Here is a 23,370-nt window from a genome sequence, read left to right on the forward strand (position 1 = left end):
CCCACAGATTCTGGTGGGCGCTTCTCTCTTAATATCTCACTCATTTTCCTGCTTACTGCGCCGAATAGACTGCGTTCTGTCGATAAACACATGGGTGACCGGATCGTGGTAGCGCGATGGCCAAATAATCCATGGGTCCGTTTCCAGCACTTTGGCAATGATCATCTCTCCTTTCGGCCACGGACGTGAAAGCACGTTGGCTAAGGTGGATGAACTTAGCCCGTTCTTACGTGATTCTGCTGCCATTGATGTGCCTTTTTTACGTAACCCCGCGATAATGTCGGCGGGATGCCAGTCGCTAAACTTCTCCATACTTCCTCCCTGAAAACGGTCATTAACTCGCTACGTTGAGTGAGGAATACACTGTATCGCTCTTTTCGGTAAGTTCATAAAAAGTTCTAGTAAGTTTAATTAAATTAGGAAAACATCAAATTTCTGACAAAAAAAGCGCCTTTCGGCGCTTTCAGGAACTTTCGGTGTTGTCGCGGGAAAGCGAACCGGGGATTAGCGATCGCGCTGAACGGCGATATGGGCCAGCCCGATAAGCGCATCGCGCCACGGCGTATCCGGTAGGGAGGTCAGGGAAGCAATCGCTTTGTCAGCTTCTTCCTCGGCGCGCTGACGCGTCCACTCCAGTGAACCACTGGCGGCCATTGCCTCCAGTACCGGTTCAAGCAGATGGCGGCCGTTGCCTTGTTCAATGGCGCCGCGAATCAACTGCGCCTGCTCTGGGGTGCCGTTACGCATAGCGTGCAGCAGCGGCAGCGTAGGTTTGCCCTCGTTGAGGTCGTCACCCACGTTTTTACCCAGCGTTTCACCGTCGGCGCTGTAGTCGAGCAGATCGTCAATCAACTGGAAAGCGGTACCGAGATAGCGGCCATAGTCCTGCAGCCCTTTCTCTTGCTCAGGCGTACAGTCGGCAAGCAGGCCTGAACACTGCGCTGCCGCTTCGAACAGGCGCGCGGTTTTGCTGTAGATAACGCGCATGTAGTTCTCTTCGGTGATGTCCGGGTCGTTAACGTTCATCAGCTGAAGGACTTCGCCTTCCGCAATGACGTTAACTGCTTCAGACATCACTTCCAGCACCTTTAGTGAACCGAGGCTGGTCATCATCTGGAAGGCGCGCGTATAGATAAAGTCGCCAACCAGCACGCTGGCTGCGTTGCCAAAGGCCGCGTTTGCCGTCGCTTTGCCGCGACGCATATCGGACTCATCGACAACGTCGTCGTGCAGCAGCGTAGCAGTATGAATAAATTCGATCAGCGCAGCGATAGTGACGTGGGCATTTCCCTGATAGCCAACGGCACGGGCGGCCAGTACGGCGATCATCGGACGAATCCGTTTCCCGCCGCCGCTGACGATGTAATAGCCAAGCTGATTGATCAATTGGACGTCCGAGTTGAGCTGCTCAAGAATCGTCGCATTGACACCCGCCATATCCTGCGCGGTTAACTCGTTGATTTGTTGTAGATTCATCGCAAAAGCCGGGCTTAATGTCCTGTTTACCACTTATCCATATGGGATAACGAAGGTTTTACGTTAGAGTTGTAGATACGATTGTACTGAAAAAACGGCCCAGATAAACGTTGCTGTGCAGGTTGTATTTTTTTTCTGCATGTATTGATGGTAGCACTTGTCAAAGGCTCGCGTTTTGCGTAATATTCGCGCCCTATTGTGAATATTTATAGCGCACTCTGAATCACATAAAGTTGTGCGCGGAAGCGGAGTTTATATGTACGCGGTTTTCCAAAGTGGTGGTAAACAACACCGAGTTAGCGAAGGTCAGACCGTTCGCCTGGAAAAGCTGGACATCGCAACTGGCGAATCTGTTGAATTCGCTGAAGTTCTGATGATCGCAAACGGTGAAGAAGTCAAAATCGGCGTTCCTTTCGTTGATGGCGGCGTTATCAAAGCTGAAGTTGTTGCTCATGGTCGTGGCGAGAAAGTTAAAATCGTTAAGTTTCGTCGTCGTAAACACTACCGTAAGCAGCAGGGCCATCGTCAGTGGTTCACTGATGTGAAAATTACTGGCATCAGCGCTTAAGTTAAGGGGAGCAGATTAAATGGCACATAAAAAGGCTGGTGGCTCGACTCGTAACGGTCGCGACTCAGAAGCTAAACGTCTTGGCGTAAAACGCTTTGGCGGCGAATCCGTTCTGGCTGGTAGCATCATCGTTCGTCAACGTGGTACTCAGTTCCACGCTGGCTCTAACGTAGGCTGCGGCAAAGACCACACTCTGTTTGCTAAAGCAGACGGTAAAGTGAAATTCGAAGTGAAAGGCCCGAAAAACCGTCGTTATATCAGCATCGTTGCTGAATAAGTTTTTCGCGTCCCGGTAACGGATGAAAGCCCCGCAACGTGTTGCGGGGCTTTTTACATTCGACGCCAGAAAAATGATGGGTTGTACCACCGTTTCAGGGCAGGGAATCCGGTATGAAGCAGCAGGCGGGCATTGGCATTCTATTGGCGCTCACTACAGCAGTATGCTGGGGCGCACTTCCGATTGCCATGAAGCAGGTTCTGGAGGTCATGGAGCCACCCACAATCGTCTTCTACCGCTTTCTGATGGCGAGCTGTGGCCTGGGCCTCATTTTGTCCTGGAAACGCAAGCTGCCCTCTTTGCGGCTGTTTCGCGACCCTCGCTGGCTTGTACTGCTGCTTATCGCTACCGGCGGGCTGTTCGGTAACTTCGTGCTGTTTAGCTCATCGCTGCAGTATGTGAGTCCGACGGCATCTCAGGTTATTGGCCAACTCTCGCCCGTCGGGATGATGGTCGCCAGCGTCTTTATTCTTAAAGAGAAGATGCGCGGCACGCAGATAGTCGGCGCAATCATGCTTATCTGCGGGCTGGTGATGTTCTTTAACACCAGCCTGATTGAAATTTTTACCCGCCTGACCGATTACACCTGGGGTGTCATTTTTGGGGTTAGCGCGGCGATGGTTTGGGTGAGCTACGGTGTCGCACAAAAGGTGTTATTGCGACGTCTGGCATCACAGCAGATCCTCTTTTTATTGTACACTTTATGTACGATTGCACTGCTGCCATTAGCAAAGCCTGAAGTTATCGGGCAACTGAGCGACTGGCAGCTAGCCTGTCTGATCTTCTGTGGTCTGAACACACTGGTCGGTTATGGGGCGCTGGCGGAAGCGATGGCGCGCTGGCAGGCGGCACAGGTGAGTGCGTTAATCACGCTGACTCCTCTGTTTACCCTGTTATTTTCAGATTTATTATCAATGGCCTGGCCCGATTTCTTCGCCAGACCGATGTTGAACCTTATTGGTTACCTCGGTGCGTTTGTCGTGGTTGCGGGCGCGATGTATTCCGCCATTGGTCATCGTCTTTGGGGGCGGTGGCGTAAGCGTGAAGCGGTTGTTCCGTTACCCCGCGCAGGCGAATGATTTACGGAGAGTAAAATGAAGTTTGTTGATGAAGCAACGATCCTGGTCGTAGCAGGTGATGGCGGTAATGGTTGCGTAAGCTTCCGCCGTGAAAAATATATTCCACGTGGCGGCCCTGACGGCGGCGACGGTGGCGACGGCGGCGACGTCTGGATGGAAGCCGACGAGAACCTGAACACCCTGATCGACTACCGTTTCGAAAAATCTTTCCGCGCCGAACGTGGTCAGAACGGTGCTAGCCGTGACTGTACCGGTAAACGTGGTAAAGACGTTACTATCAAGGTGCCGGTGGGTACCCGCGTTATCGATCAGGGCACCGGTGAAACCATGGGTGATATGACCAAACACGGTCAGCGCCTGATGGTCGCGAAAGGCGGCTGGCACGGCCTGGGTAACACCCGTTTCAAATCATCCGTTAACCGTACACCGCGTCAAAAAACCATGGGTACGCCGGGTGATAAACGCGACCTGCAGCTCGAACTGATGCTGCTGGCGGACGTGGGTATGCTGGGTATGCCAAACGCCGGTAAATCGACCTTTATCCGCGCGGTTTCCGCAGCGAAGCCTAAAGTGGCTGACTATCCGTTTACTACGCTGGTGCCAAGCCTTGGCGTGGTGCGCGTAGACAACGAGAAGAGCTTTGTGATCGCCGATATTCCAGGTCTGATTGAAGGCGCATCCGAAGGCGCTGGCCTCGGTATCCGCTTCCTGAAGCACCTTGAGCGCTGCCGCGTACTGCTGCACATCATCGATATCGATCCGATCGACGGTTCCGATCCGGCTGAAAACGCAAAAATCATCATTGGTGAGCTTGAGAAATACAGCGAGAACCTGGCGAGTAAGCCACGCTGGCTGCTTTTCAACAAGATCGACACCATGGATAAAGCGGAAGCTGAAGCTAAAGCTAAAGCGATTGCCGAAGCGATGGGTTGGGAAGATAAGTACTACCTGATCTCCGCAGCAAGCCAGGTTGGCGTGAAAGACCTGTGCTGGGACGTGATGAACTTCATCATCGAGAACCCAATTGCTCAGGCCGAAGAAGCGAAACAGCCAGAGAAAGTCGAGTTCATGTGGGATGACTACCATCGTCAGCAGCTGGACGAAGTCGCCGCAGAAGCGGAAGACGAAGAGTGGGATGACGATTGGGATGAAGACGACGAAGAAGGCGTTGAGTTCATCTACAAACGTTAATTCAACGTCCCCTGTAGCCCGGCCGAACGAAGTGACGCCGGGATCCCCCGGAGTCGGTGTTATCACACCTCGTCCGGGCTACAAATATCAAATAAAAAGGGCCGCGTCTGCGGCCCTTTTTTTATCAGTTGTTCTGATAAATATCTTTGTACAGTCTGCTCTCAAAGCGTACCAGCGGAATGCGTCGATTACGCTGATCCGCCGGCGGTACCGCGTACCCCGACAGATACTGCACAAACGCCATGCGCTGCCCGCTAGCGGTAGTGATAAAGCCCGCCAGGTTGTATACGCCCTGCAGTGAACCGGTTTTTGCCGAAACCTTGCCATCTACGCCAGCCTGATGCAGACCTGCGCGGTACTGTAGCGAACCGTCGTGTCCGGCAAGCGGTAGCATTGAGATGAAGTCCAGCTCGTTATCATGCTGGGCGATGTACTGCAGCGCCTGCATCATGGTTGCTGGCGCCAGCAGGTTATGGCGCGACAGGCCTGAGCCGTCAGCGATGATCGTGTTGCCTAAATCCACGCCGGCCTGCTGACGCAGAATCTGGCGAACCGCGTCGGAACCCGCACGCCAGGTGCCCGGTACGCCGAAGCGTGAATGGCCGATCATGCGGAATACGGTATCAGCAATCATGTTGTCTGATTTCTTCAGCATGATTTTCAGCAAGTCGTGCAGCGGCGCTGACTGCTTGCTGGCAATGACCGTCCCCGGCTCGTTGACCAGCGTTTGGCGCAGCAGGGTTCCGGTATAGGTAATCCCGGCTTGCTTGAGCTCGTCTTTGATAATCGCCCCGGCGTAGCTGGCGCCATCCTGAATGGCGAACGCCAGCGGCAGCGGGTCGGCACGCTGTGGCAGGCAGCCGGTGAGCGTATAGCGGTTCAGGTCGCCAGGCACGACGTCCAACTCGCAGTACTGTGCTTCTGGCAGCCTTTGGCCAGCGTACGAACCTGACTGAACATGGTCACCGGGTAGTAAGAGGCAATACGAATAAACGCCAAATCGTTAGCTTTCTGGGCGCTATAAAGTGAAATCGAGAAGCAGTTGCGGTCGATAATAGCGGCCGCTGGCGGTGCACTAAAGCATTGGGTCATATCGTTCCACGGCCAGCCTGGGGCTTTATCGTGGCTGGCGAAAATGGAGGTGTCGATCAGCACGTTACCGTCAATATTCTGTACGCCCGCCTTTTTCAAGGTGGCGACCATATTGCGGATATCCTGGCGTTTTAACGTCGGATCGCCGCCAAATCGCGCAATTAAGTCGCCTTTCAGCGTGCCGTTGTCCACGCTGCCTTTGCTCTCAAGCGTGGTGGTAAAGCGGAAATCCGGGCCAAGCTGGAGCAGGGCGGCCAGCGCGGTGAGCACCTTTTGGGTACTGGCTGGCAGCGCCATCTGCTGGCCGTGATAATCAATCAGCGGCGCGGGTGCGCCCACTTTCTGTACCAGAAGCGCGAGGTTGGCCCCGTCGGGAAGCTGATTGATATATTCATCAACATTCGCGGCCTGAACGCTAAACGCTATACTGGTAGTCAATCCGATGATAAATCTAGGAAATCGCATATTCTCGCGCTAACAACCTGGAAACAAGCCGTCATACTACGGCGCAACGCCCTGTAAAGTAAACGATGACCCGTAGTGAACTTCGGGGTAAAATACGTATCAAATTAAAAATTGCTGCTGACCTGGGACTTCGTACCCGGGTCGGTTTTCTTTTGCTTCTGGCCTGGTGTTGATAGCGACTCAGGCGGGCTTAGCAGCCGGAGCGGGGCGAACCGCTCCCTACAGGAATGTTTAAGAGGTATAACAATGCAAGCTATTCCGATGACCCTTCGTGGTGCAGAAAAACTGCGTGAAGAGCTGGACTTTCTGAAGTCAGTTCGCCGTCCAGAAATCATTGCGTCTATCGCTGAAGCGCGCGAGCACGGCGACCTGAAAGAGAACGCAGAGTACCACGCTGCTCGTGAGCAGCAGGGCTTCTGTGAAGGTCGTATCAAAGATATCGAAGCGAAGCTGTCCAACGCGCAGGTTATCGACATCACCAAGATCCCGAACAATGGCCGTGTGATCTTTGGTGCCACCGTGAAGGTGCTGAATCTGGATAACGACGAAGAGCAGACTTACCGCATCGTGGGTGATGACGAAGCCGACTTTAAACAGAACCTGATTTCCGTCAACTCACCGATTGCACGTGGGCTGATTGGTAAAGAGCAGGACGACGTGGTAACCATCTGTACCCCGGGCGGCGAAGTTGAATTCGAAATCATCAACGTGGATTATCTGTAAAATTTGTTCAACACTGAAATTATTGAGCAAGTGTAAAGATAAGAAAAAGGCCGCATAGCGGCCTTTTATCAAGCATAAGAGCGTGGCATGTTGCTAGCCCTCGTAGAGAAAATCCCTCATTTAACACAATGTTGTGTCAGAAATTAGGATATTCTTAACGTGGCAACGAGATTTTGCGTTCTTTACCAGGGCGATAAAGCACCAGTATCTTACCGATGACCTGTACATTACAGGCGCCGGTTTCGCGAACGATAGCGTCCACAATCAAAGTTTTGGTCTCTCTGTCTTCCGAGGCGACTTTCACCTTGATAAGTTCATGGTGCTCTAACGCTAGTTCAATCTCGGCCAGTACCCCTTCGGTCAAACCATTGTTGCCAAGCATAACTACAGGCTTGAGCGAATGTGCGAGACCTTTCAGGTGCTGTTTTTGTTTAGTACTCAGATTCATCGTATATTTTTGCTTACGTTGGGATTGAAAACGGGTCATTCTACCGCCATCTCCCATATATCGCCAAACGATGCGTAGAAATTTACGCCGAAAGGCTACGATGAACTGCCCCGATGGGAATGTTAAATGACAGGTAAAAAGCGTTCTGCCAGTTCAAGCCGCTGGCTTCAGGAACACTTTAGCGATAAATATGTTCAAGAGGCACAGAAAAAGGGGTTACGTTCCCGTGCCTGGTTTAAACTTGATGAAATACAGCAAAGTGACAAACTTTTTAAACCGGGGATGACGGTTGTCGACCTCGGTGCCGCACCGGGAGGCTGGTCACAGTATGTGGTCACGCAGATTGGTGGCAAAGGCCGCATTATCGCTTGCGATCTTCTACCTATGGATCCAATCGTTGGTGTGGACTTCCTTCAGGGCGATTTTCGTGATGAACTCGTGATGAAGGCATTACTGGAACGCGTTGGTGACAGTAAAGTACAAGTTGTCATGTCAGATATGGCACCAAACATGAGCGGAACGCCGGCGGTTGACATCCCCCGGGCCATGTATCTGGTGGAACTGGCGCTTGAAATGGCTCGTGATGTGTTAGCGCCGGGCGGAAATTTTGTTGTGAAAGTGTTCCAGGGCGAAGGCTTCGATGAGTATCTAAGGGAAATTCGCTCCCTGTTTACGAAGGTTAAAGTTCGTAAGCCGGACTCTTCTCGTGCGCGTTCACGTGAAGTGTACATTGTAGCGACCGGGCGAAAGTGATAGACGGTGGTTTTTCAAACGAAAGTTTGAAAGAAACTGGATATAGAGTATCCTGACGCTGTTTTTAACACAGTTGTAATATGAGGTTAATCCCTTGAGTGACATGGCGAAAAACCTAATACTCTGGCTGGTCATTGCCGTTGTGCTGATGTCAGTATTCCAGAGCTTTGGGCCCAGCGAATCGAACGGCCATAAGGTGGATTATTCTACCTTCCTGCAAGAGGTCAATAACGACCAGGTTCGCGAAGCGCGTATCAACGGACGTGAGATCAACGTTACCAAGAAAGATAGTAACCGTTACACGACTTACATCCCGGTTAACGATCCGAAGCTGCTTGACAACCTGCTGACGAAAAACGTCAAAGTGGTTGGTGAGCCGCCTGAAGAACCAAGCCTGCTGGCTTCTATCTTCATTTCCTGGTTCCCGATGCTGCTGCTGATCGGCGTCTGGATCTTCTTCATGCGCCAAATGCAGGGCGGCGGTGGCAAAGGTGCCATGTCGTTCGGTAAGAGCAAGGCGCGCATGCTGACAGAAGACCAGATTAAAACCACCTTTGCTGACGTTGCAGGTTGCGACGAAGCGAAAGAAGAGGTGGGTGAGCTGGTTGAGTACCTGCGTGAACCGAGCCGTTTCCAGAAGCTGGGCGGTAAAATCCCGAAAGGTGTGCTGATGGTCGGCCCTCCGGGTACCGGTAAAACGTTGCTGGCAAAAGCGATTGCTGGCGAAGCGAAAGTACCGTTCTTCACCATTTCCGGTTCTGACTTCGTAGAAATGTTCGTGGGTGTCGGTGCATCTCGTGTGCGTGACATGTTCGAGCAGGCTAAGAAAGCGGCACCGTGCATCATCTTCATCGATGAAATCGATGCCGTAGGCCGCCAGCGTGGCGCAGGTCTGGGCGGTGGTCACGATGAACGTGAGCAGACGCTGAACCAGATGCTGGTTGAGATGGATGGCTTCGAAGGTAACGAAGGTATCATCGTTATCGCAGCGACTAACCGTCCAGACGTACTTGACCCAGCCCTGCTGCGTCCAGGTCGTTTCGACCGTCAGGTTGTGGTCGGTCTGCCGGACGTTCGCGGTCGCGAACAGATTCTGAAAGTGCATATGCGTCGCGTGCCGCTGGCACCTGATATTGATGCCGCAATCATTGCTCGTGGTACCCCTGGCTTCTCCGGTGCAGATCTGGCGAACCTGGTGAACGAAGCAGCACTGTTTGCAGCGCGCGGCAACAAGCGTGTGGTATCGATGGTTGAGTTCGAAAAAGCGAAAGACAAAATCATGATGGGTGCGGAACGTCGCTCCATGGTGATGACGGAAGCGCAGAAAGAATCTACCGCTTACCACGAAGCAGGCCACGCGATTATTGGTCGCCTGGTACCGGAACACGATCCGGTGCATAAAGTGACAATTATCCCACGCGGTCGTGCGCTGGGTGTGACCTTCTTCCTGCCTGAAGGCGACGCTATTAGCGCCAGCCGTCAGAAACTGGAAAGTCAGATCTCCACCCTGTACGGCGGCCGTCTGGCAGAAGAAATTATTTACGGCGTAGAACATGTTTCTACCGGTGCGTCGAACGACATTAAAGTCGCGACTAACCTGGCACGTAACATGGTGACCCAGTGGGGCTTCTCCGACAAACTCGGTCCGCTGCTGTACGCGGAAGAAGAAGGCGAAGTATTCCTGGGGCGCTCCGTCGCGAAAGCGAAACACATGTCCGATGAAACCGCGCGTATCATCGACCAGGAAGTTAAAGCGCTTATCGAACGTAACTACGCTCGTGCTCGCCAGCTCCTGAACGACAACATGGATATTCTGCATGCAATGAAAGATGCGCTCATGAAATATGAGACCATCGATGCACCGCAGATTGACGACCTGATGGCTCGTCGCGATGTGCGTCCGCCAGCAGGCTGGGAAGAACCAGGTTCATCCAACAACTCTGGCAACACGGGTAAACCAAGTGCGCCACGTCCGGCTGATGAACCGCGTGCTCCGGACTCTGGCACCATGTCAGAGCAGCTGGGCGACAAATAAGTTATCCCATCGTTGATGACTGTGCTTCACCTGAAACCCTGGGGCTTGCTCCAGGGTTTTTTTATGCCACCAATAAGAACTCAGAAGGATTCGCTATGAAACTCACCGCACAGGGCTCCATCCTGGATCTTTCCCATCCACACGTGATGGGGATCCTCAACGTTACGCCGGACTCGTTCTCCGACGGCGGCACGCACAATACGCTGGTTGAGGCGGTGAAACATGCGAACCTGATGATTAACGCCGGTGCAACGATTATCGATGTCGGCGGCGAGTCGACGCGCCCTGACGCGCTGGACGTCAGCGTTGAAGAAGAGCTGGAACGCGTGATCCCGGTGGTTGAAGCGATTGCCCAGCGCTTCGAAGTGTGGATTTCGGTAGATACCTCAAAACCTGAGGTCATTCGTGAGTCCGCTCGCGTCGGAGCCCATATCATCAACGATATCCGCTCACTGAGCGAACCGGGTGCCCTGGAAGCGGCGGCGGAAACCGGGCTGCCGGTGTCGCTGATGCACATGCAGGGCAATCCAAAAACCATGCAGGAAGCACCGAAATACGACGATGTCTTTGCTGAGGTGAATCAGTACTTTGTGGAGCAGATCGCACGTTGTGAAAAGGCGGGTATCGGAAAAGATAAATTGTTGCTCGACCCGGGGTTCGGTTTCGGTAAAAATCTCTCCCACAATTACGCATTACTCGCTCGCCTGTCAGAATTCCATCATTTCGGTCTGCCGCTGTTCGTCGGCATGTCGCGGAAATCGATGATTGGCCAACTGCTGAACGTGGGGCCATCAGAACGCCTTAGCGGTAGCCTGGCGTGTGCGGTGATTGCAGCTATGCAGGGCGCGCATATCGTTCGCGTCCACGATGTCAAAGAAACTGTTGAGGCGATGCGTGTGGTCGAAGCCACGCTGTCTGCGAAGGGAAAAAAACGTTATGAGTAATCGCAAGTATTTTGGTACCGATGGGATCCGTGGCCGCGTAGGCGATGCGCCAATCACGCCTGATTTTGTCCTGAAACTCGGTTGGGCAGCGGGTAAAGTGCTGGCAAGCCACGGTTCGCGTAAAATCATTATCGGTAAAGATACCCGCATCTCTGGCTATATGCTGGAGTCTGCGCTGGAAGCAGGTCTGGCGGCGGCGGGCTTATCTGCCTCCTTCACCGGCCCAATGCCGACGCCTGCGGTTGCTTATCTGACCCGCACCTTCCGCGCGGAAGCCGGCATCGTTATCTCTGCATCGCATAACCCGTTCTATGACAACGGCATCAAGTTCTTCTCCATCGACGGCACCAAACTGCCGGACGAAGTGGAAGAAGCGATTGAAGCCGAAATGGAAAAAGAGATCACCTGTGTGGACTCAGCCGAGCTGGGTAAAGCCAGCCGCATCGTCGATGCTGCGGGCCGCTACATCGAGTTCTGTAAAGGGACCTTCCCGAACGAACTGAGCCTCAACCACCTGAAAATCGTTGTTGATTGCGCGAACGGCGCCACCTACCACATTGCGCCGAATGTACTGCGCGAGCTGGGGGCGAACGTGATTGCTATTGGCTGTGAGCCAAACGGTGTGAACATCAACGAAGAAGTGGGCGCCACCGACGTGCGTGCGCTGCAGGCGCGCGTGCTGGCGGAAAAAGCCGATCTGGGGATCGCGCTGGACGGCGACGGCGACCGCGTCATCATGGTTGACCACGAAGGTAACAAAGTCGATGGCGATCAGATCATGTATATCATCGCACGCGAAGCGCTGCGTCAGGGCCAGCTGCGCGGTGGCGCGGTAGGTACGCTGATGAGTAACATGGGTCTGGAAGTGGCGCTGAAGCAGTTGGGTATTCCATTCACCCGCGCGAAAGTGGGTGACCGCTACGTGCTGGAAAAAATGCAGGAGAAAGGTTGGCGCATCGGGGCGGAAAACTCCGGTCACGTTATCCTGCTGGATAAAACCACTACCGGTGACGGCATCGTGGCTGGCCTGCAGGTCGTCGCGGCGATGGTTCGCAACCACATGAGCCTGCACGATCTGTGCAGTGGCATGAAGATGTTCCCGCAGGTGCTGGTCAACGTCCGCTACACCGACGGTAAATCTAACCCGCTGGAAAATGAGGTCGTGAAAGCGACGGCAGCAGAAGTGGAAGCGGCGCTGGGTAACCGTGGTCGCGTGCTGCTGCGCAAATCCGGAACCGAACCGCTGATTCGCGTCATGGTAGAAGGTGAAGAAGAAGCGCAGGTCACTGCGTTCGCTCACCGCATTGCCGATGCGGTAAAAGCGGTATAACCGTGATGTAAGTGATTAAAAAGGTGGCGCTTGCCGCCTTTTTATTGCTGATTATGCGTTGTTTTGCTGTTTTTTTCCGCAGTTGATACAATGTGTCGAAATTGCCCTTGCGAAGGTCATTCGCTTTGGTTAGTATTCACACCCGCTTCAGTGGGAAACATAAACATCCCGCTTTATTGGTAGAAGCACTTGGTACGCGGTGTCCCCGCAAGGAACAGGTTGATTATGTACGAAGCTCTTTTAGTTGTTTTCCTTATTGTAGCGATTGGCCTTGTGGTCCTCGTTATGCTGCAGCAAGGTAAAGGCGCTGATATGGGAGCCTCCTTTGGAGCAGGCGCTTCCGGCACGTTGTTTGGTTCAAGCGGTTCTGGTAACTTCATGACCCGTATGACCGCTGTGTTTGCGACGCTGTTCTTCATTATCAGTCTGGTACTGGGCAACATCAACAGTAACAAGACCAATAAAGGAAGCGAGTGGGAGAATCTGACTGCGCCTAAGACTGAGCAAACGACTCAGCCAGCGGCACCGGCACAGCCGACCAGCGATATCCCGCATTAATAGTAGTATCCGTGCTGAGGTGGTGGAATTGGTAGACACGCTACCTTGAGGTGGTAGTGCCCTAACGGGCTTGTGGGTTCGAGTCCCATCCTCAGTACCAATATTCCGAAAGAAAGACGCTGAAAAGCGTCTTTTTTTTCGTCTGTAGAAAACCACCGTGATTTTATCGGCCGGATAAGGCAACTCCGTTATCCGGCACGCTTCGGCTTAGTCAGCCTTTGGGAAGTCAACCACGGTGTCGTTCACTCGGTTCACCATATTGGTAAACAGAATAGCGCTGATGGCGCTGATGGCTTCGATCACCTGACGGTCGCTGAACCCGGCGTCGCGCAGAGCGGCAACATCGGCTTCCGGCAGCGTACCCGCGGTGGTCACCAGCGTTTGTGAGAATTTTGCCAGCGCGTTGAGATGGGCATCTTCGGCATACTCTGCACGGCGCAGTTCGCGAATCTGTTCACTGCTGAAGCCGGCTTTTTTCGCCATCATGCTGTGGGCTGCCAGGCAGTAATCGCAGCCGGTAGCTTCGCTCACCGCCAGGTTGATGGTTTCCAGTTCCTTCGCGTTCAGGCTCCCCTTATGCAGCATGGCGTTGTGCGCCAATGCCTGTTGCAGCGACTCCGGTGAATGCCCACCGATGGTCAGGTAGGCATTTGGCACTTTCCCCATCGCTTTTTTAATCCCGCCAAAGATCTCTGCGGCTTTACCTGTTGCATCTTGTTCACGAATTTCAGCTAAACGGCTCATGACATACTCCTGTTACTAGAGGGTTTGTAGTGGCAATGACGTCATCTTAGAGGCGTTGGTCGTGCTAGACTGGCACTCTTCGTCTCATCTTTTTGTCTTATCGTCTCAGGAGTGTTATGGATAGCCTTAGCCATCTTTTGACGCTGTTGGCCCCACGCTGCGAAGTGAATCTTCACTGTCGCTTCGGTGGGCGCTGGCAGGCGGGGCATGATCAGATGCGTGCTGGCATCGTGCCCTGGCATTTTGTGCTGCGGGGGGAAGGGCGTCTTACCGTGGGGAATCAAACCCGGCATATGCGCGCGGGAGATGTCATTCTGTTGCCCCACGGCTCGCCGCATCTAATGGAGAGCCTGATGGAGTGGGGGCAGGTTCTGCCGGTGGCTCACCGCTTTAACGGCACGCTAACCGAAATGCGTACCGGTAGCGAGAGCGATGCGCTGGAGATGCTGTGCGGCGAGTTCTATTTTGGCCCGCACGTTAGCTGGCTGTTTGCCGAAGAGTCGGAGCTTATTCATCTGCATACCCACGAGCGTGACGATTGCCCGGAACTGGAGATTCTGCTCAACGTTCTGGTGCGCGAAAGCCTGGCCGAGCATCCTGGCGGCAGCGCAATTGTGCGAAGCCTCGGCGATACGCTGCTGGTTTTGCTGCTAAGAACGCTGTTGGGAGCAGAGGAGCCGCCGGGCGGTTTACTGCGCCTGATGCGTGATGAACGATTGATGCCCGCAGTGCTGGCCGTTCTGGCCGCGCCGGAACAGCCCTGGACGATGGAAAGTATGGCCGCCCGCGCCTTTTTATCACGCGCGACCTTTGCTCGTCACTTTGCCCGCGCTTACCACCTGACGCCGCAGGCCTGGCTTACCCAGTTACGTATGGCGATGGCCGCCCGATTGCTGCACCAGGACCGACAGGCCCGGCTCGATGTCATTGCTGAACGCTGCGGATTCCAGTCGCTGGCATCGTTCTCAAAAACCTTCAAAAAGCACTATGGCCAGACTCCCGGAGAATGGCGACGCCGATAGGGCACTCCCTTGATTTTTTAGTAGCCCGGCCGAACGCAGTGACGCCGGGAGTGAACTTAAGCAATCCCCAGACGCAAAAAAGGCCGCATTAGCGGCCTTTTACCTTCTCAACGCGGGCTTATTTGCCTTTGTTTTCCAGGTTCTCAACCTGCGGCAGGCCGGTAGCGGAAGAGGCGGTCAGCAGACCGGTCTTCGCATAGCCGAACAACTTCTCGCGGGTATCGGTGATGTCCAGGTTACGCATGGTCAGTTGGCCGATACGATCGTCTGGAGAGAACACGGACTCGCCTTTTTCCATGGTCAGACGTTCTGCTTTGTAGGTCAGGTTGTCAGACACGGTGTTCAGGATGGTGTAGTCGTTACCGCGACGCAGTTCCAGGGTCACTTCACCGGTAATCTGGCTAGCAACCCAACGTTGCAGGGAGTCACGCAGCATCAGTGCCTGAGAATCGAACCAGCGACCCTGATACAGCAGACGACCCAGCTGGCGGCCGTGAGCGTGATACTGCTCGATGGTATCTTCGTTGTGGATACCGGTCAGCAGGCGCTCGTAGGCAATGTGCAGCAGCGCCATCCCCGGAGCTTCGTAGATGCCACGGCTCTTCGCTTCGATGATACGGTTTTCAATCTGGTCGCTCATGCCCAGACCGTGACGGCCGCCGATGCGGTTTGCTTCCAGCATCATCTCAACGTCGTCACTGAAGGTTTTGCCGTTCAGCGCTACCGGGTGGCCCTGCTCAAAGCGTACGGTCACTTCTTCCGCTGGGATCTTCACGTTCTCGTCCCAGAACTTCACGCCCATGATCGGGTTAACGATTTTCACGCTGGAGTTCAGGAACTCAAGATCTTTCGCTTCGTGGGTGGCGCCCAGCATGTTGGAGTCGGTGGAGTAGGCTTTCTCAACGGACATCTTGTAGTCGAAGCCGCAGGCAATCATGAATTCAGACATTTCATGACGGCCGCCAAGCTCGTCGATAAAGTCGGTATCGAGCCACGGCTTGTAGATTTGCAGCTCGGCGTTGGTCAGCAGGCCGTAACGATAGAAACGTTCGATATCGTTACCTTTATAAGTACTGCCGTCACCCCAGATATTAACGCCATCTTCTTTCATCGCGGCAACCAGCATAGTACCGGTCACGGCACGGCCCAGCGGGGTGGTGTTGAAATAGGTCAGACCGCCGGTGGTGTTATGGAAGGCACCACACTGAATCGCGGCGATACCTTCAGCAACCAGCTGCTTACGGCAGTCGATCAGGCGAGCGTTCTCTGCGCCATATTCCATAGCACGACGAGGGATCGCATCATAATCGTCTTCGTCAGGCTGGCCCAGGTTTGCAGTATATGCATAAGGGACAGCTCCTTTTTGTCGCATCCACAGCAGCGCTGCGCTGGTGTCGAGACCGCCAGAGAAGGCGATACCAATACGTTGACCTGCTGGAAGATGCTTGAGAATCGTCGTCATAAAGTAAAACCCTGCTTGATTGACTGAAGGAGAAATCGCTTTCGCTGTCAGTGAATTTTTATGCAAAATAAATGAGTTTTCATTTAATCATGTTTTAGCTAACACCGGAAGGGATTCATGCATTTTTATTCAAAAATTCCGCGCCGTCAGCGCCGGTTGCCACGGTTACCATACCGCGATGGCGTACGCATTTCTTCTGCATAGAATGTGAGGTTGACAAGCTGTGATCGAGGTCACTATACTGTAGGCCGATTTTACGTCCCGTCCTCGGTACCAAATCCCAGCATTATTTGCACTTTTTGCTCAAAACGAGTAAAATTTGCCACGTTTCAGGCGCGGGGTGGAGCAGCCTGGTAGCTCGTCGGGCTCATAACCCGAAGGTCGTCGGTTCAAATCCGGCCCCCGCAACCACTTTCCCTTAGAGTTCATTTTCAAATATACTGTGAAGACTTAGGCCTTCGTAGCTGGATTTGAAAAAAAATTCTTTCGGAAGGTTCTCCAGGCCGCAGTTGCGGCTATAGGGTTCAGTTATCTAAAGCCCCGATTTATCGGGGTTTTTTGTTATCTGACTACAGAATAACTGGGCTTTAGGCCCTTTTTTTATGTCTTGGGGGTGGGTTTGTCCACATTAGAGCAAAAATTAACAGAGATGATTACAGCGCCGGTTGAAGCCTTGGGCTACGAACTGGTCGGCATCGAATTTGTTCGCGGTCGCACATCCACACTGCGCATCTATATTGATAGTGAAGATGGCATCAATGTTGATGATTGTGCTGATGTGAGCCACCAGGTAAGCGCGGTGATGGACGTTGAAGATCCTATTACTGTGGCTTACAACCTGGAAGTTTCCTCTCCGGGCCTCGACCGTCCTATGTTCACTGCTGAACACTATGTGCGTTTCATGGGTGAAGAGGTTGCGCTGGTCCTGCGTATGGCGGTTCAGAACCGTCGTAAGTGGCAGGGCGTTATTAAAGCGGTAGACGGTGAGATGATCACCGTGACAGTCGACGGTAAAGATGAAGTGTTCGCGCTGAGTAACATCCAGAAGGCGAACCTGGTTCCCCACTTTTAACAGTCTGGATTGAGGTGAAAAGCCCGCGATGAACAAAGAAATTTTGGCCGTTGTTGAAGCCGTTTCCAACGAAAAATCACTGCCACGCGAGAAAATTTTTGAAGCGCTGGAAAGTGCGCTGGCTACAGCAACGAAGAAAAAATACGAACAAGAGATTGACGTTCGCGTTGAAATTGACCGTCGTAGCGGTGATTTCGACACCTTCCGTCGTTGGGTTATTGTCGAAGAAGTGACCCAGCCGACTAAAGAAATTACCCTCGAAGCGGCACGCTTCGAAGACGAAAGCCTGAACGTGGGCGAATACGTTGAAGATCAGATCGAATCTGTCACCTTCGACCGTATCACGACCCAGACTGCAAAACAGGTAATCGTACAGAAAGTACGTGAAGCCGAACGCGCAATGGTTGTTGACCAGTTCCGTGAGCATGAAGGTGAGATCATCACCGGCGTGGTGAAGAAAGTTAACCGCGACAACATCTCCCTGGACCTCGGTAGCAACGCTGAAGCGGTTATCCTGCGTGAAGACATGCTGCCGCGTGAAAACTTCCGTCCAGGCGACCGTATTCGCGGCGTTCTGTACTCCGTACGTCCGGAAGCGCGCGGTGCGCAGCTCTTCGTCACCCGTTCTAAGCCAGAAATGCTGATCGAACTGTTCCGCATTGAAGTGCCAGAAATCGGCGAAGAAGTTATCGAAATCAAAGCCGCTGCTCGCGATCCGGGCTCTCGTGCCAAAATCGCTGTGAAGACCAACGACAAACGTATCGACCCAGTCGGTGCTTGCGTTGGTATGCGCGGCGCGCGTGTTCAGGCGGTTTCTACCGAGCTGGGCGGCGAACGTATCGATATCGTGCTGTGGGACGACAACCCGGCGCAGTTCGTGATCAACGCGATGGCTCCGGCTGACGTGGCATCTATTGTGGTTGACGAAGACAAGCACACCATGGATATCGCGGTTGAAGCGGGTAACCTGGCGCAGGCGATTGGCCGTAACGGTCAGAACGTCCGTCTGGCGTCTCAGCTGAGCGGCTGGGAACTCAACGTCATGACCGTTGATGACCTGCAGGCGAAGCACCAGGCTGAAGCACACGCGGCTATCGATACCTTCACTAAATATCTCGATATTGATGAAGATTTCTCTACCGTGCTGGTTGAAGAAGGCTTCTCCACGCTGGAAGAACTGGCCTACGTGCCAATGAAAGAACTGCTGGCTATTGATGGCCTGGATGAAGACACCGTTGAAGCACTGCGCGAGCGTGCTAAAAACGCACTGACCACTCTGGCACTGGCCCAGGAAGAGAGCCTCGGTGATAATAAACCGGCTGACGATCTGCTGAATCTGGAAGGATTGGATCGTGAGATGGCCTTCAAACTGGCTGCCCGTGGTGTTTGTACGCTGGAAGATCTCGCCGAACAGGGTATTGATGATCTGGTGGATATCGAAGGCTTAACCGACGAGAAAGCCGGTGAGCTGATTATGGCTGCCCGTAATATCTGCTGGTTCGGTGACGAAGCGTAATAAACTGTAGCAGGAAGGAACAGTATGACAGATGTAACCGTAAAAACGCTGGCTGCAGAAATACAGACCTCCGTGGATCGCCTGGTACAGCAATTTGCTGATGCGGGCATCCCGAAGGGCGCTGATGACTCTGTGTCCGCACAAGAGAAGCAAACCTTACTGGCGCATCTGAACCGTGAAAATGGTTCTGCTCCAGATAAGTTGACTTTGCAGCGCAAAACGCGCAGTACTCTCAACATTCCAGGTACCGGTGGAAAAAGCAAATCGGTACAAATCGAAGTCCGCAAGACACGCACCTTTGTGAAACGCGATCCGCAAGAGGCTGAACGCCTGGCCGCGGAAGAGCAGGCGCAGCGTGAAGCGGAAGAGCAAGCCCGTCGTGAAGCTGAAGAAGCAGCTAAACGCGAGGCGCAACAAAAAGCTGAACGTGAGGCCGCAGAAAAAGCTAATCGTGAAGCCGCTGATAAAGCGAAACGTGAAGCTGCGGAAAAAGACAAAGTGAGCAATCAACAGACCGACGATATGACCAAAACTGCCCAGGCCGAAAAAGCCCGCCGTGAAAGTGAAGCTGCCGAGCTGAAGCGCAAAGCGGAAGAAGAAGCACGTCGCAAGCTTGAAGAAGAAGCGCGCCGCGTAGCGGAAGAAGCTCGCCGTATGGCAGAAGAAAACGAGAAGAATGGTGTGAATACCGCTGAACCGATTGAAGATGCTAGCGATTATCACGTCACCACCTCTCAGCACGCTCGACAGGCTGAAGACGAAAATGACCGCGAAGTTGAAGGTGGTCGTGGCCGTACCCGCACTGCGGCGAAAGCAGCTCGTCCTCAGAAGAAAGGCAACAAACACGCTGAATCTAAAGCCGATCGCGAAGAAGCACGTGCTGCTGGTCGCGGTGGTAAAGGTGGCAAGCGTAAAGGTTCCGCACTGCAACAGGGCTTCCAGAAGCCGGTTCAGGCCGTTAACCGTGACGTTGTGATTGGCGAAACCATCACCGTTGGCGATCTGGCTAACAAGATGGCGGTGAAAGGCTCTCAGGTCATCAAAGCGATGATGAAACTGGGCGCCATGGCCACCATCAACCAGGTCATCGACCAGGAAACCGCACAGCTGGTTGCCGAAGAGATGGGCCACAAAGTTATCCTGCGTCGTGAAAACGAGCTGGAAGAAGCGGTAATGAGCGACCGTGACACCGGTGCTGCGGCTGAACCGCGCGCACCAGTTGTGACCATCATGGGTCACGTTGACCACGGTAAAACCTCTCTGCTGGACTACATTCGTTCTACGAAAGTGGCCTCTGGCGAAGCGGGCGGCATTACCCAGCACATCGGTGCATATCACGTTGAAACTGAAAACGGGATGATCACCTTCCTGGATACCCCGGGTCACGCCGCGTTTACCTCCATGCGTGCTCGTGGTGCTCAGGCAACGGATATCGTTGTTCTGGTTGTTGCAGCAGACGACGGCGTGATGCCGCAGACCATCGAAGCAATCCAGCACGCGAAAGCGGCGCAGGTGCCTCTGGTTGTTGCTGTGAACAAAATCGATAAGCCAGAAGCCGATATGGACCGCGTGAAGAACGAACTGTCTCAGTACGGCGTTATGCCGGAAGAGTGGGGCGGCGAATCGCAGTTCATTCCAGTATCTGCAAAAGCGGGTACCGGTATCGACGACCTGCTGAACGCTATCCTGCTGCAGGCTGAAGTTCTGGAGCTGAAAGCGGTTCGTAAAGGTATGGCGAGCGGTGCGGTTATCGAATCCTTCCTGGATAAAGGTCGTGGCCCAGTTGCTACCGTCCTGGTTCGCGAAGGTACCCTGAACAAGGGCGATATCGTGCTGTGTGGCTTCGAATACGGCCGCGTTCGTGCGATGCGTAACGAACTGGGTCAGGAAGTGCTGGAAGCGGGTCCATCCATTCCAGTGGAAATCCTCGGTCTGTCCGGTGTTCCGGCTGCCGGTGACGAAGTGACCGTCGTTCGTGACGAGAAGAAAGCGCGTGAAGTTGCTCTGTACCGTCAGGGTAAATTCCGTGAAGTTAAACTGGCTCGTCAGCAGAAATCTAAACTCGAGAACATGTTCGCCAACATGACCGAAGGCGAAGTTCACGAAGTGAACATCGTACTGAAGGCTGACGTACAGGGTTCTGTGGAAGCGATCTCCGACTCCTTGCTGAAACTGTCTACCGACGAAGTGAAAGTGAAGATCATCGGTTCTGGCGTAGGTGGTATCACCGAAACCGACGCAACCCTGGCTGCAGCATCCAATGCTATCCTGGTTGGCTTCAACGTACGTGCTGATGCCTCTGCACGTAAAGTTATCGAGTCAGAAAGCCTGGATCTGCGCTACTACTCCGTCATCTATAACCTGATCGACGAAGTGAAAGCGGCAATGAGCGGCATGCTGTCCCCAGAACTGAAACAGCAGATCATTGGTCTGGCTGAAGTACGTGACGTGTTCAAATCACCGAAATTTGGTGCGATCGCGGGCTGTATGGTTACCGAAGGTACCATCAAGCGTCACAACCCAATCCGCGTTCTGCGCGACAACGTGGTTATCTATGAAGGCGAGCTGGAATCCCTGCGCCGCTTCAAAGATGACGTTAACGAAGTCCGTAACGGCATGGAATGTGGTATCGGCGTTAAGAACTACAACGACGTTCGCGTTGGCGATATGATCGAAGTGTTCGAAATCATCGAAATCCAACGTACCATCGCTTAATCTTCGTTAAGATTGTCGATTGTAGGCCGGGATCGCCTCGCGCAACCCGGCAATTATTTCAAAAGGGGCTGATAGCCCCTTTTTTGTCTGGAGAATTTATTATGGCGAAAGAATTTGGTCGCCCGCAGCGCGTGGCCCAGGAGATGCAAAAAGAGATCGCAATCATCCTGCAGCGCGAAATTAAAGATCCTCGTCTGGGTATGATGACCACCGTTTCCGGTGTCGAAATGTCCCGTGACCTGGCCTATGCCAAAGTGTTTGTCACCTTCCTGAACGATAAAGATGAAGCGGCGATTAAATCCGGCATCAAAGCACTGCAGGAAGCCTCTGGTTTTATCCGCTCCCTGCTCGGGAAAGCGATGCGCCTGCGTATCGTGCCGGAACTGACCTTCTTCTACGACAACTCGCTGGTTGAAGGTATGCGCATGTCTAACCTGGTGACCAGCGTGGTGAAGCATGACGACGAACGTCGTGTGAACCCAGCGGACGACAGCAAGGAGGACTGATGAGTCGTCCTCGTCGTCGCGGCCGTGATATTCACGGCGTATTGTTGCTGGATAAACCGCAAGGCGCATCCAGCAATGATGTGCTGCAGAAGGTAAAGCGTATTTATAACGCCAACCGTGCCGGTCATACCGGCGCGTTGGATCCGCTGGCGACCGGCATGCTGCCGATTTGCCTCGGTGAAGCCACCAAGTTCTCCCAGTACCTGCTGGACTCCGATAAGCGTTATCGTGTGATTGCCCGCCTGGGCCAGCGCACTGATACCTCGGACGCCGACGGACAAATCGTGGAAGAACGCCCGGTGACCTTTAGCGATGCGGAACTGGCCGAAGCGCTGGAGAGCTTCCGTGGAGACACCCAACAGGTGCCGTCCATGTATTCGGCGCTGAAGTATCAGGGTAAGAAGCTGTACGAATATGCGCGTCAGGGCATTGACGTACCGCGTGAAGCGCGTCCGATTACCGTCTATGAGCTGCTGTTTATTCGCCACGAAGGCAACGAGCTGGAGCTGGAGATTCACTGCTCAAAAGGCACCTATATTCGAACCATTATCGACGATCTGGGTGAGAAACTCGGCTGCGGTGCGCACGTGATTTTCCTGCGTCGTCTGGCGGTCAGCAAATACCCGGTTGATCGTATGGTTACGCTGGAACAGCTGCAGGCATTGGTCGAACAAGCCGAGCAGCAAGGCGTTCCAGCAGCGGAACTGCTCGACCCGCTATTAATGCCGATGGACAGTCCGGCTTCAGACTACCCGATAGTCAATATCCCTTTAACCTCATCGGTTTACTTTAAAAATGGTAACCCGGTGCGGACGTCAGGCGCACCGCTGGAAGGTCTGGTTCGTGTGACGGAAGGCGAAGAGGGCAAATTCCTCGGCATGGGTGAAATCGACGATGAAGGCCGCGTGGCACCACGCCGTCTGGTGGTTGAATACGCTGAGTAAGCCAGATTGTGTGGCTTGCGATAACAGAGCGCTGCGAGTAGAATGTCGCGGCTTAACGCCTGCTTAATTGTTTAACAATTGGCAAGCGTTATATCAGGGGCTGCTGAATTAGAGATCGGCACCCTTTCTTTCTTTTAAATTTGGAGTTCAAAATGTCTCTAAGCGTTGAAGCTAAAGCACAAATCGTTTCTGAGTTCGGTCGTGGCGCAAACGACAGCGGTTCTACCGAAGTTCAGGTTGCACTGCTGACTGCACAGATCAACCACCTGCAGGGTCACTTTGCAGAGCACAAAAAAGATCACCACAGCCGTCGTGGTCTGCTGCGCATGGTTTCTCAGCGTCGTAAACTGCTCGACTACCTGAAACGTAAAGATGTTGCACGCTACACCGCGCTGATCGAGCGTCTGGGTCTGCGTCGCTAATTCTAGCGAGTTTCAGAAAGAGGGGCCT

Annotated in this window: 22 protein-coding genes, 2 tRNA genes and 1 pseudogene; 19 read left to right on the forward strand and 6 right to left on the reverse strand. The window is 53.5% G+C overall.

Going from position 1 to position 23,370, the window contains the following annotated elements; all coding sequences use genetic code 11:
* Window positions 1-36: 36 nt before the first annotated feature.
* Together sfsB and ispB are read right to left on the reverse strand one after the other, a co-directional pair.
* Window positions 37-312, reverse strand: coding sequence for a DNA-binding transcriptional regulator SfsB (gene sfsB, locus HII27_RS10205; RefSeq protein ID WP_185667805.1), 276 nt, complete (start codon window positions 310-312; stop codon window positions 37-39).
* Window positions 313-504: 192 nt separating this feature from the next.
* Window positions 505-1,476: an octaprenyl diphosphate synthase gene (gene ispB / locus HII27_RS10210; protein WP_185667806.1), complete on the reverse strand. Its 972-nt coding sequence runs from the start codon at window positions 1,474-1,476 to the stop codon at window positions 505-507.
* Between the two features lie 256 nt (window positions 1,477-1,732).
* Here ispB and rplU point away from each other — a divergent pair, with 256 nt between their 5' ends.
* The 4 genes from rplU to cgtA all read left to right on the forward strand — a co-directional run bounded on the left by rplU (window position 1,733) and on the right by cgtA (window position 4,591).
* Window positions 1,733-2,044: a 50S ribosomal protein L21 gene (gene rplU, locus HII27_RS10215; RefSeq protein WP_003025032.1), complete on the forward strand. Its 312-nt coding sequence runs from the start codon at window positions 1,733-1,735 to the stop codon at window positions 2,042-2,044.
* Between the two features lie 19 nt (window positions 2,045-2,063).
* Window positions 2,064-2,321: a 50S ribosomal protein L27 gene (rpmA, locus tag HII27_RS10220; RefSeq protein ID WP_035891128.1), complete on the forward strand. Its 258-nt coding sequence runs from the start codon at window positions 2,064-2,066 to the stop codon at window positions 2,319-2,321.
* 113 nt (window positions 2,322-2,434) lie between these two features.
* On the forward strand, window positions 2,435-3,400 hold the full coding sequence (locus tag HII27_RS10225) for a DMT family transporter (protein WP_185667807.1): 966 nt from the start codon (window positions 2,435-2,437) through the stop codon (window positions 3,398-3,400).
* 15 nt (window positions 3,401-3,415) lie between these two features.
* Window positions 3,416-4,591 carry an Obg family GTPase CgtA gene (gene cgtA, locus HII27_RS10230; RefSeq protein WP_185667808.1) on the forward strand — a complete coding sequence of 392 codons (1,176 nt, stop codon included), beginning with the start codon at window positions 3,416-3,418 and terminating at the stop codon, window positions 4,589-4,591.
* A gap of 124 nt (window positions 4,592-4,715) precedes the next feature.
* Here cgtA and dacB read toward each other — a convergent pair.
* Window positions 4,716-6,148, reverse strand: a pseudogene (dacB, locus tag HII27_RS10235) (serine-type D-Ala-D-Ala carboxypeptidase).
* Between the two features lie 246 nt (window positions 6,149-6,394).
* On the opposite strand from dacB, the gene greA reads away from it, so the two are divergent.
* Window positions 6,395-6,871 (forward strand): transcription elongation factor GreA, encoded by a 477-nt coding sequence (gene greA, locus HII27_RS10240; protein WP_185667809.1) that lies wholly within the window; start codon window positions 6,395-6,397, stop codon window positions 6,869-6,871.
* A gap of 154 nt (window positions 6,872-7,025) precedes the next feature.
* Here the strand turns inward: greA and yhbY are convergent, their stop codons facing one another.
* Entirely contained in the window at window positions 7,026-7,319 is a 294-nt protein-coding gene (yhbY, locus tag HII27_RS10245; RefSeq protein WP_185667939.1) for a ribosome assembly RNA-binding protein YhbY, read from the reverse strand.
* Window positions 7,320-7,445: 126 nt separating this feature from the next.
* On the opposite strand from yhbY, the gene rlmE reads away from it, so the two are divergent.
* The 6 genes from rlmE (at window position 7,446) to HII27_RS10275 (ending at window position 13,039) form a co-directional block, all read left to right on the forward strand.
* A complete protein-coding gene (gene rlmE, locus HII27_RS10250) occupies window positions 7,446-8,072 on the forward strand; it encodes a 23S rRNA (uridine(2552)-2'-O)-methyltransferase RlmE (RefSeq protein WP_035891117.1) in 627 nt (208 codons plus the stop codon).
* A gap of 103 nt (window positions 8,073-8,175) precedes the next feature.
* On the forward strand, window positions 8,176-10,107 hold the full coding sequence (gene ftsH, locus HII27_RS10255) for an ATP-dependent zinc metalloprotease FtsH (protein WP_185667810.1): 1,932 nt from the start codon (window positions 8,176-8,178) through the stop codon (window positions 10,105-10,107).
* A gap of 95 nt (window positions 10,108-10,202) precedes the next feature.
* Window positions 10,203-11,051, forward strand: a complete 849-nt coding sequence (folP, locus tag HII27_RS10260; protein ID WP_185667811.1) for a dihydropteroate synthase — start codon at window positions 10,203-10,205, stop codon at window positions 11,049-11,051.
* The gene (gene glmM / locus HII27_RS10265) at window positions 11,044-12,381 is read left to right on the forward strand and encodes a phosphoglucosamine mutase (protein ID WP_185667812.1); all 1,338 of its coding nucleotides are present in this window, start codon (window positions 11,044-11,046) and stop codon (window positions 12,379-12,381) included. The genes folP and glmM overlap by 8 nt, the downstream gene beginning before the upstream one ends.
* Before the next feature lie 225 nt (window positions 12,382-12,606).
* Window positions 12,607-12,939, forward strand: a complete 333-nt coding sequence (secG, locus tag HII27_RS10270; RefSeq protein WP_185667813.1) for a preprotein translocase subunit SecG — start codon at window positions 12,607-12,609, stop codon at window positions 12,937-12,939.
* A 13-nt stretch (window positions 12,940-12,952) separates the two neighbouring features.
* Window positions 12,953-13,039: transfer RNA gene (locus HII27_RS10275), tRNA-Leu, on the forward strand.
* 107 nt (window positions 13,040-13,146) lie between these two features.
* Here the strand turns inward: HII27_RS10275 and HII27_RS10280 are convergent.
* Window positions 13,147-13,683 carry a carboxymuconolactone decarboxylase family protein gene (locus HII27_RS10280; RefSeq protein ID WP_185667814.1) on the reverse strand — a complete coding sequence of 179 codons (537 nt, stop codon included), beginning with the start codon at window positions 13,681-13,683 and terminating at the stop codon, window positions 13,147-13,149.
* A gap of 116 nt (window positions 13,684-13,799) precedes the next feature.
* Between HII27_RS10280 and HII27_RS10285 the strand changes: the two genes are divergently transcribed.
* Window positions 13,800-14,705: an AraC family transcriptional regulator gene (locus HII27_RS10285; protein ID WP_185667815.1), complete on the forward strand. Its 906-nt coding sequence runs from the start codon at window positions 13,800-13,802 to the stop codon at window positions 14,703-14,705.
* A 118-nt stretch (window positions 14,706-14,823) separates the two neighbouring features.
* Here HII27_RS10285 and argG read toward each other — a convergent pair whose 3' ends face one another.
* Window positions 14,824-16,167 carry an argininosuccinate synthase gene (gene argG / locus HII27_RS10290; protein WP_185667816.1) on the reverse strand — a complete coding sequence of 448 codons (1,344 nt, stop codon included), beginning with the start codon at window positions 16,165-16,167 and terminating at the stop codon, window positions 14,824-14,826.
* 334 nt (window positions 16,168-16,501) lie between these two features.
* Between argG and HII27_RS10295 the strand changes: the two genes are divergently transcribed.
* The 7 genes from HII27_RS10295 to rpsO all read left to right on the forward strand — a co-directional run bounded on the left by HII27_RS10295 (window position 16,502) and on the right by rpsO (window position 23,342).
* Window positions 16,502-16,578, forward strand: a tRNA-Met gene (locus tag HII27_RS10295).
* A gap of 208 nt (window positions 16,579-16,786) precedes the next feature.
* Window positions 16,787-17,239, forward strand: a complete 453-nt coding sequence (gene rimP, locus HII27_RS10300; RefSeq protein WP_185667817.1) for a ribosome maturation factor RimP — start codon at window positions 16,787-16,789, stop codon at window positions 17,237-17,239.
* 28 nt (window positions 17,240-17,267) lie between these two features.
* Entirely contained in the window at window positions 17,268-18,755 is a 1,488-nt protein-coding gene (nusA, locus tag HII27_RS10305) for a transcription termination factor NusA (protein WP_185667818.1), read from the forward strand.
* 24 nt (window positions 18,756-18,779) lie between these two features.
* Entirely contained in the window at window positions 18,780-21,470 is a 2,691-nt protein-coding gene (gene infB / locus HII27_RS10310) for a translation initiation factor IF-2 (protein WP_185667819.1), read from the forward strand.
* 101 nt (window positions 21,471-21,571) lie between these two features.
* Window positions 21,572-21,976 (forward strand): 30S ribosome-binding factor RbfA, encoded by a 405-nt coding sequence (gene rbfA, locus HII27_RS10315; RefSeq protein WP_185667820.1) that lies wholly within the window; start codon window positions 21,572-21,574, stop codon window positions 21,974-21,976.
* Window positions 21,976-22,920: a tRNA pseudouridine(55) synthase TruB gene (truB, locus tag HII27_RS10320; RefSeq protein WP_185667821.1), complete on the forward strand. Its 945-nt coding sequence runs from the start codon at window positions 21,976-21,978 to the stop codon at window positions 22,918-22,920. The genes rbfA and truB overlap by 1 nt, the downstream gene beginning before the upstream one ends.
* A gap of 152 nt (window positions 22,921-23,072) precedes the next feature.
* Window positions 23,073-23,342 carry a 30S ribosomal protein S15 gene (rpsO, locus tag HII27_RS10325; RefSeq protein WP_035891092.1) on the forward strand — a complete coding sequence of 90 codons (270 nt, stop codon included), beginning with the start codon at window positions 23,073-23,075 and terminating at the stop codon, window positions 23,340-23,342.
* Window positions 23,343-23,370 lie beyond the last annotated feature (28 nt).

The sequence above is a fragment of the Kluyvera sichuanensis genome (genome assembly GCF_014218705.1).
Classification (GTDB): domain Bacteria; phylum Pseudomonadota; class Gammaproteobacteria; order Enterobacterales; family Enterobacteriaceae; genus Kluyvera; species Kluyvera sichuanensis.

Coding starts and splice junctions, on each gene's coding strand:
- sfsB (WP_185667805.1), bottom strand. CDS start 312: ATGGAGAAGTTTAGCGACTGGCATCCCGCCGACATTATCGCGGGGTTA.
- ispB (WP_185667806.1), bottom strand. CDS start 1,476: ATGAATCTACAACAAATCAACGAGTTAACCGCGCAGGATATGGCGGGT.
- rplU (WP_003025032.1), top strand. CDS start 1,733: ATGTACGCGGTTTTCCAAAGTGGTGGTAAACAACACCGAGTTAGCGAA.
- rpmA (WP_035891128.1), top strand. CDS start 2,064: ATGGCACATAAAAAGGCTGGTGGCTCGACTCGTAACGGTCGCGACTCA.
- HII27_RS10225 (WP_185667807.1), top strand. CDS start 2,435: ATGAAGCAGCAGGCGGGCATTGGCATTCTATTGGCGCTCACTACAGCA.
- cgtA (WP_185667808.1), top strand. CDS start 3,416: ATGAAGTTTGTTGATGAAGCAACGATCCTGGTCGTAGCAGGTGATGGC.
- greA (WP_185667809.1), top strand. CDS start 6,395: ATGCAAGCTATTCCGATGACCCTTCGTGGTGCAGAAAAACTGCGTGAA.
- yhbY (WP_185667939.1), bottom strand. CDS start 7,319: ATGAATCTGAGTACTAAACAAAAACAGCACCTGAAAGGTCTCGCACAT.
- rlmE (WP_035891117.1), top strand. CDS start 7,446: ATGACAGGTAAAAAGCGTTCTGCCAGTTCAAGCCGCTGGCTTCAGGAA.
- ftsH (WP_185667810.1), top strand. CDS start 8,176: ATGGCGAAAAACCTAATACTCTGGCTGGTCATTGCCGTTGTGCTGATG.
- folP (WP_185667811.1), top strand. CDS start 10,203: ATGAAACTCACCGCACAGGGCTCCATCCTGGATCTTTCCCATCCACAC.
- glmM (WP_185667812.1), top strand. CDS start 11,044: ATGAGTAATCGCAAGTATTTTGGTACCGATGGGATCCGTGGCCGCGTA.
- secG (WP_185667813.1), top strand. CDS start 12,607: ATGTACGAAGCTCTTTTAGTTGTTTTCCTTATTGTAGCGATTGGCCTT.
- HII27_RS10280 (WP_185667814.1), bottom strand. CDS start 13,683: ATGAGCCGTTTAGCTGAAATTCGTGAACAAGATGCAACAGGTAAAGCC.
- HII27_RS10285 (WP_185667815.1), top strand. CDS start 13,800: ATGGATAGCCTTAGCCATCTTTTGACGCTGTTGGCCCCACGCTGCGAA.
- argG (WP_185667816.1), bottom strand. CDS start 16,167: ATGACGACGATTCTCAAGCATCTTCCAGCAGGTCAACGTATTGGTATC.
- nusA (WP_185667818.1), top strand. CDS start 17,268: ATGAACAAAGAAATTTTGGCCGTTGTTGAAGCCGTTTCCAACGAAAAA.
- infB (WP_185667819.1), top strand. CDS start 18,780: ATGACAGATGTAACCGTAAAAACGCTGGCTGCAGAAATACAGACCTCC.
- rbfA (WP_185667820.1), top strand. CDS start 21,572: ATGGCGAAAGAATTTGGTCGCCCGCAGCGCGTGGCCCAGGAGATGCAA.
- truB (WP_185667821.1), top strand. CDS start 21,976: ATGAGTCGTCCTCGTCGTCGCGGCCGTGATATTCACGGCGTATTGTTG.
- rpsO (WP_035891092.1), top strand. CDS start 23,073: ATGTCTCTAAGCGTTGAAGCTAAAGCACAAATCGTTTCTGAGTTCGGT.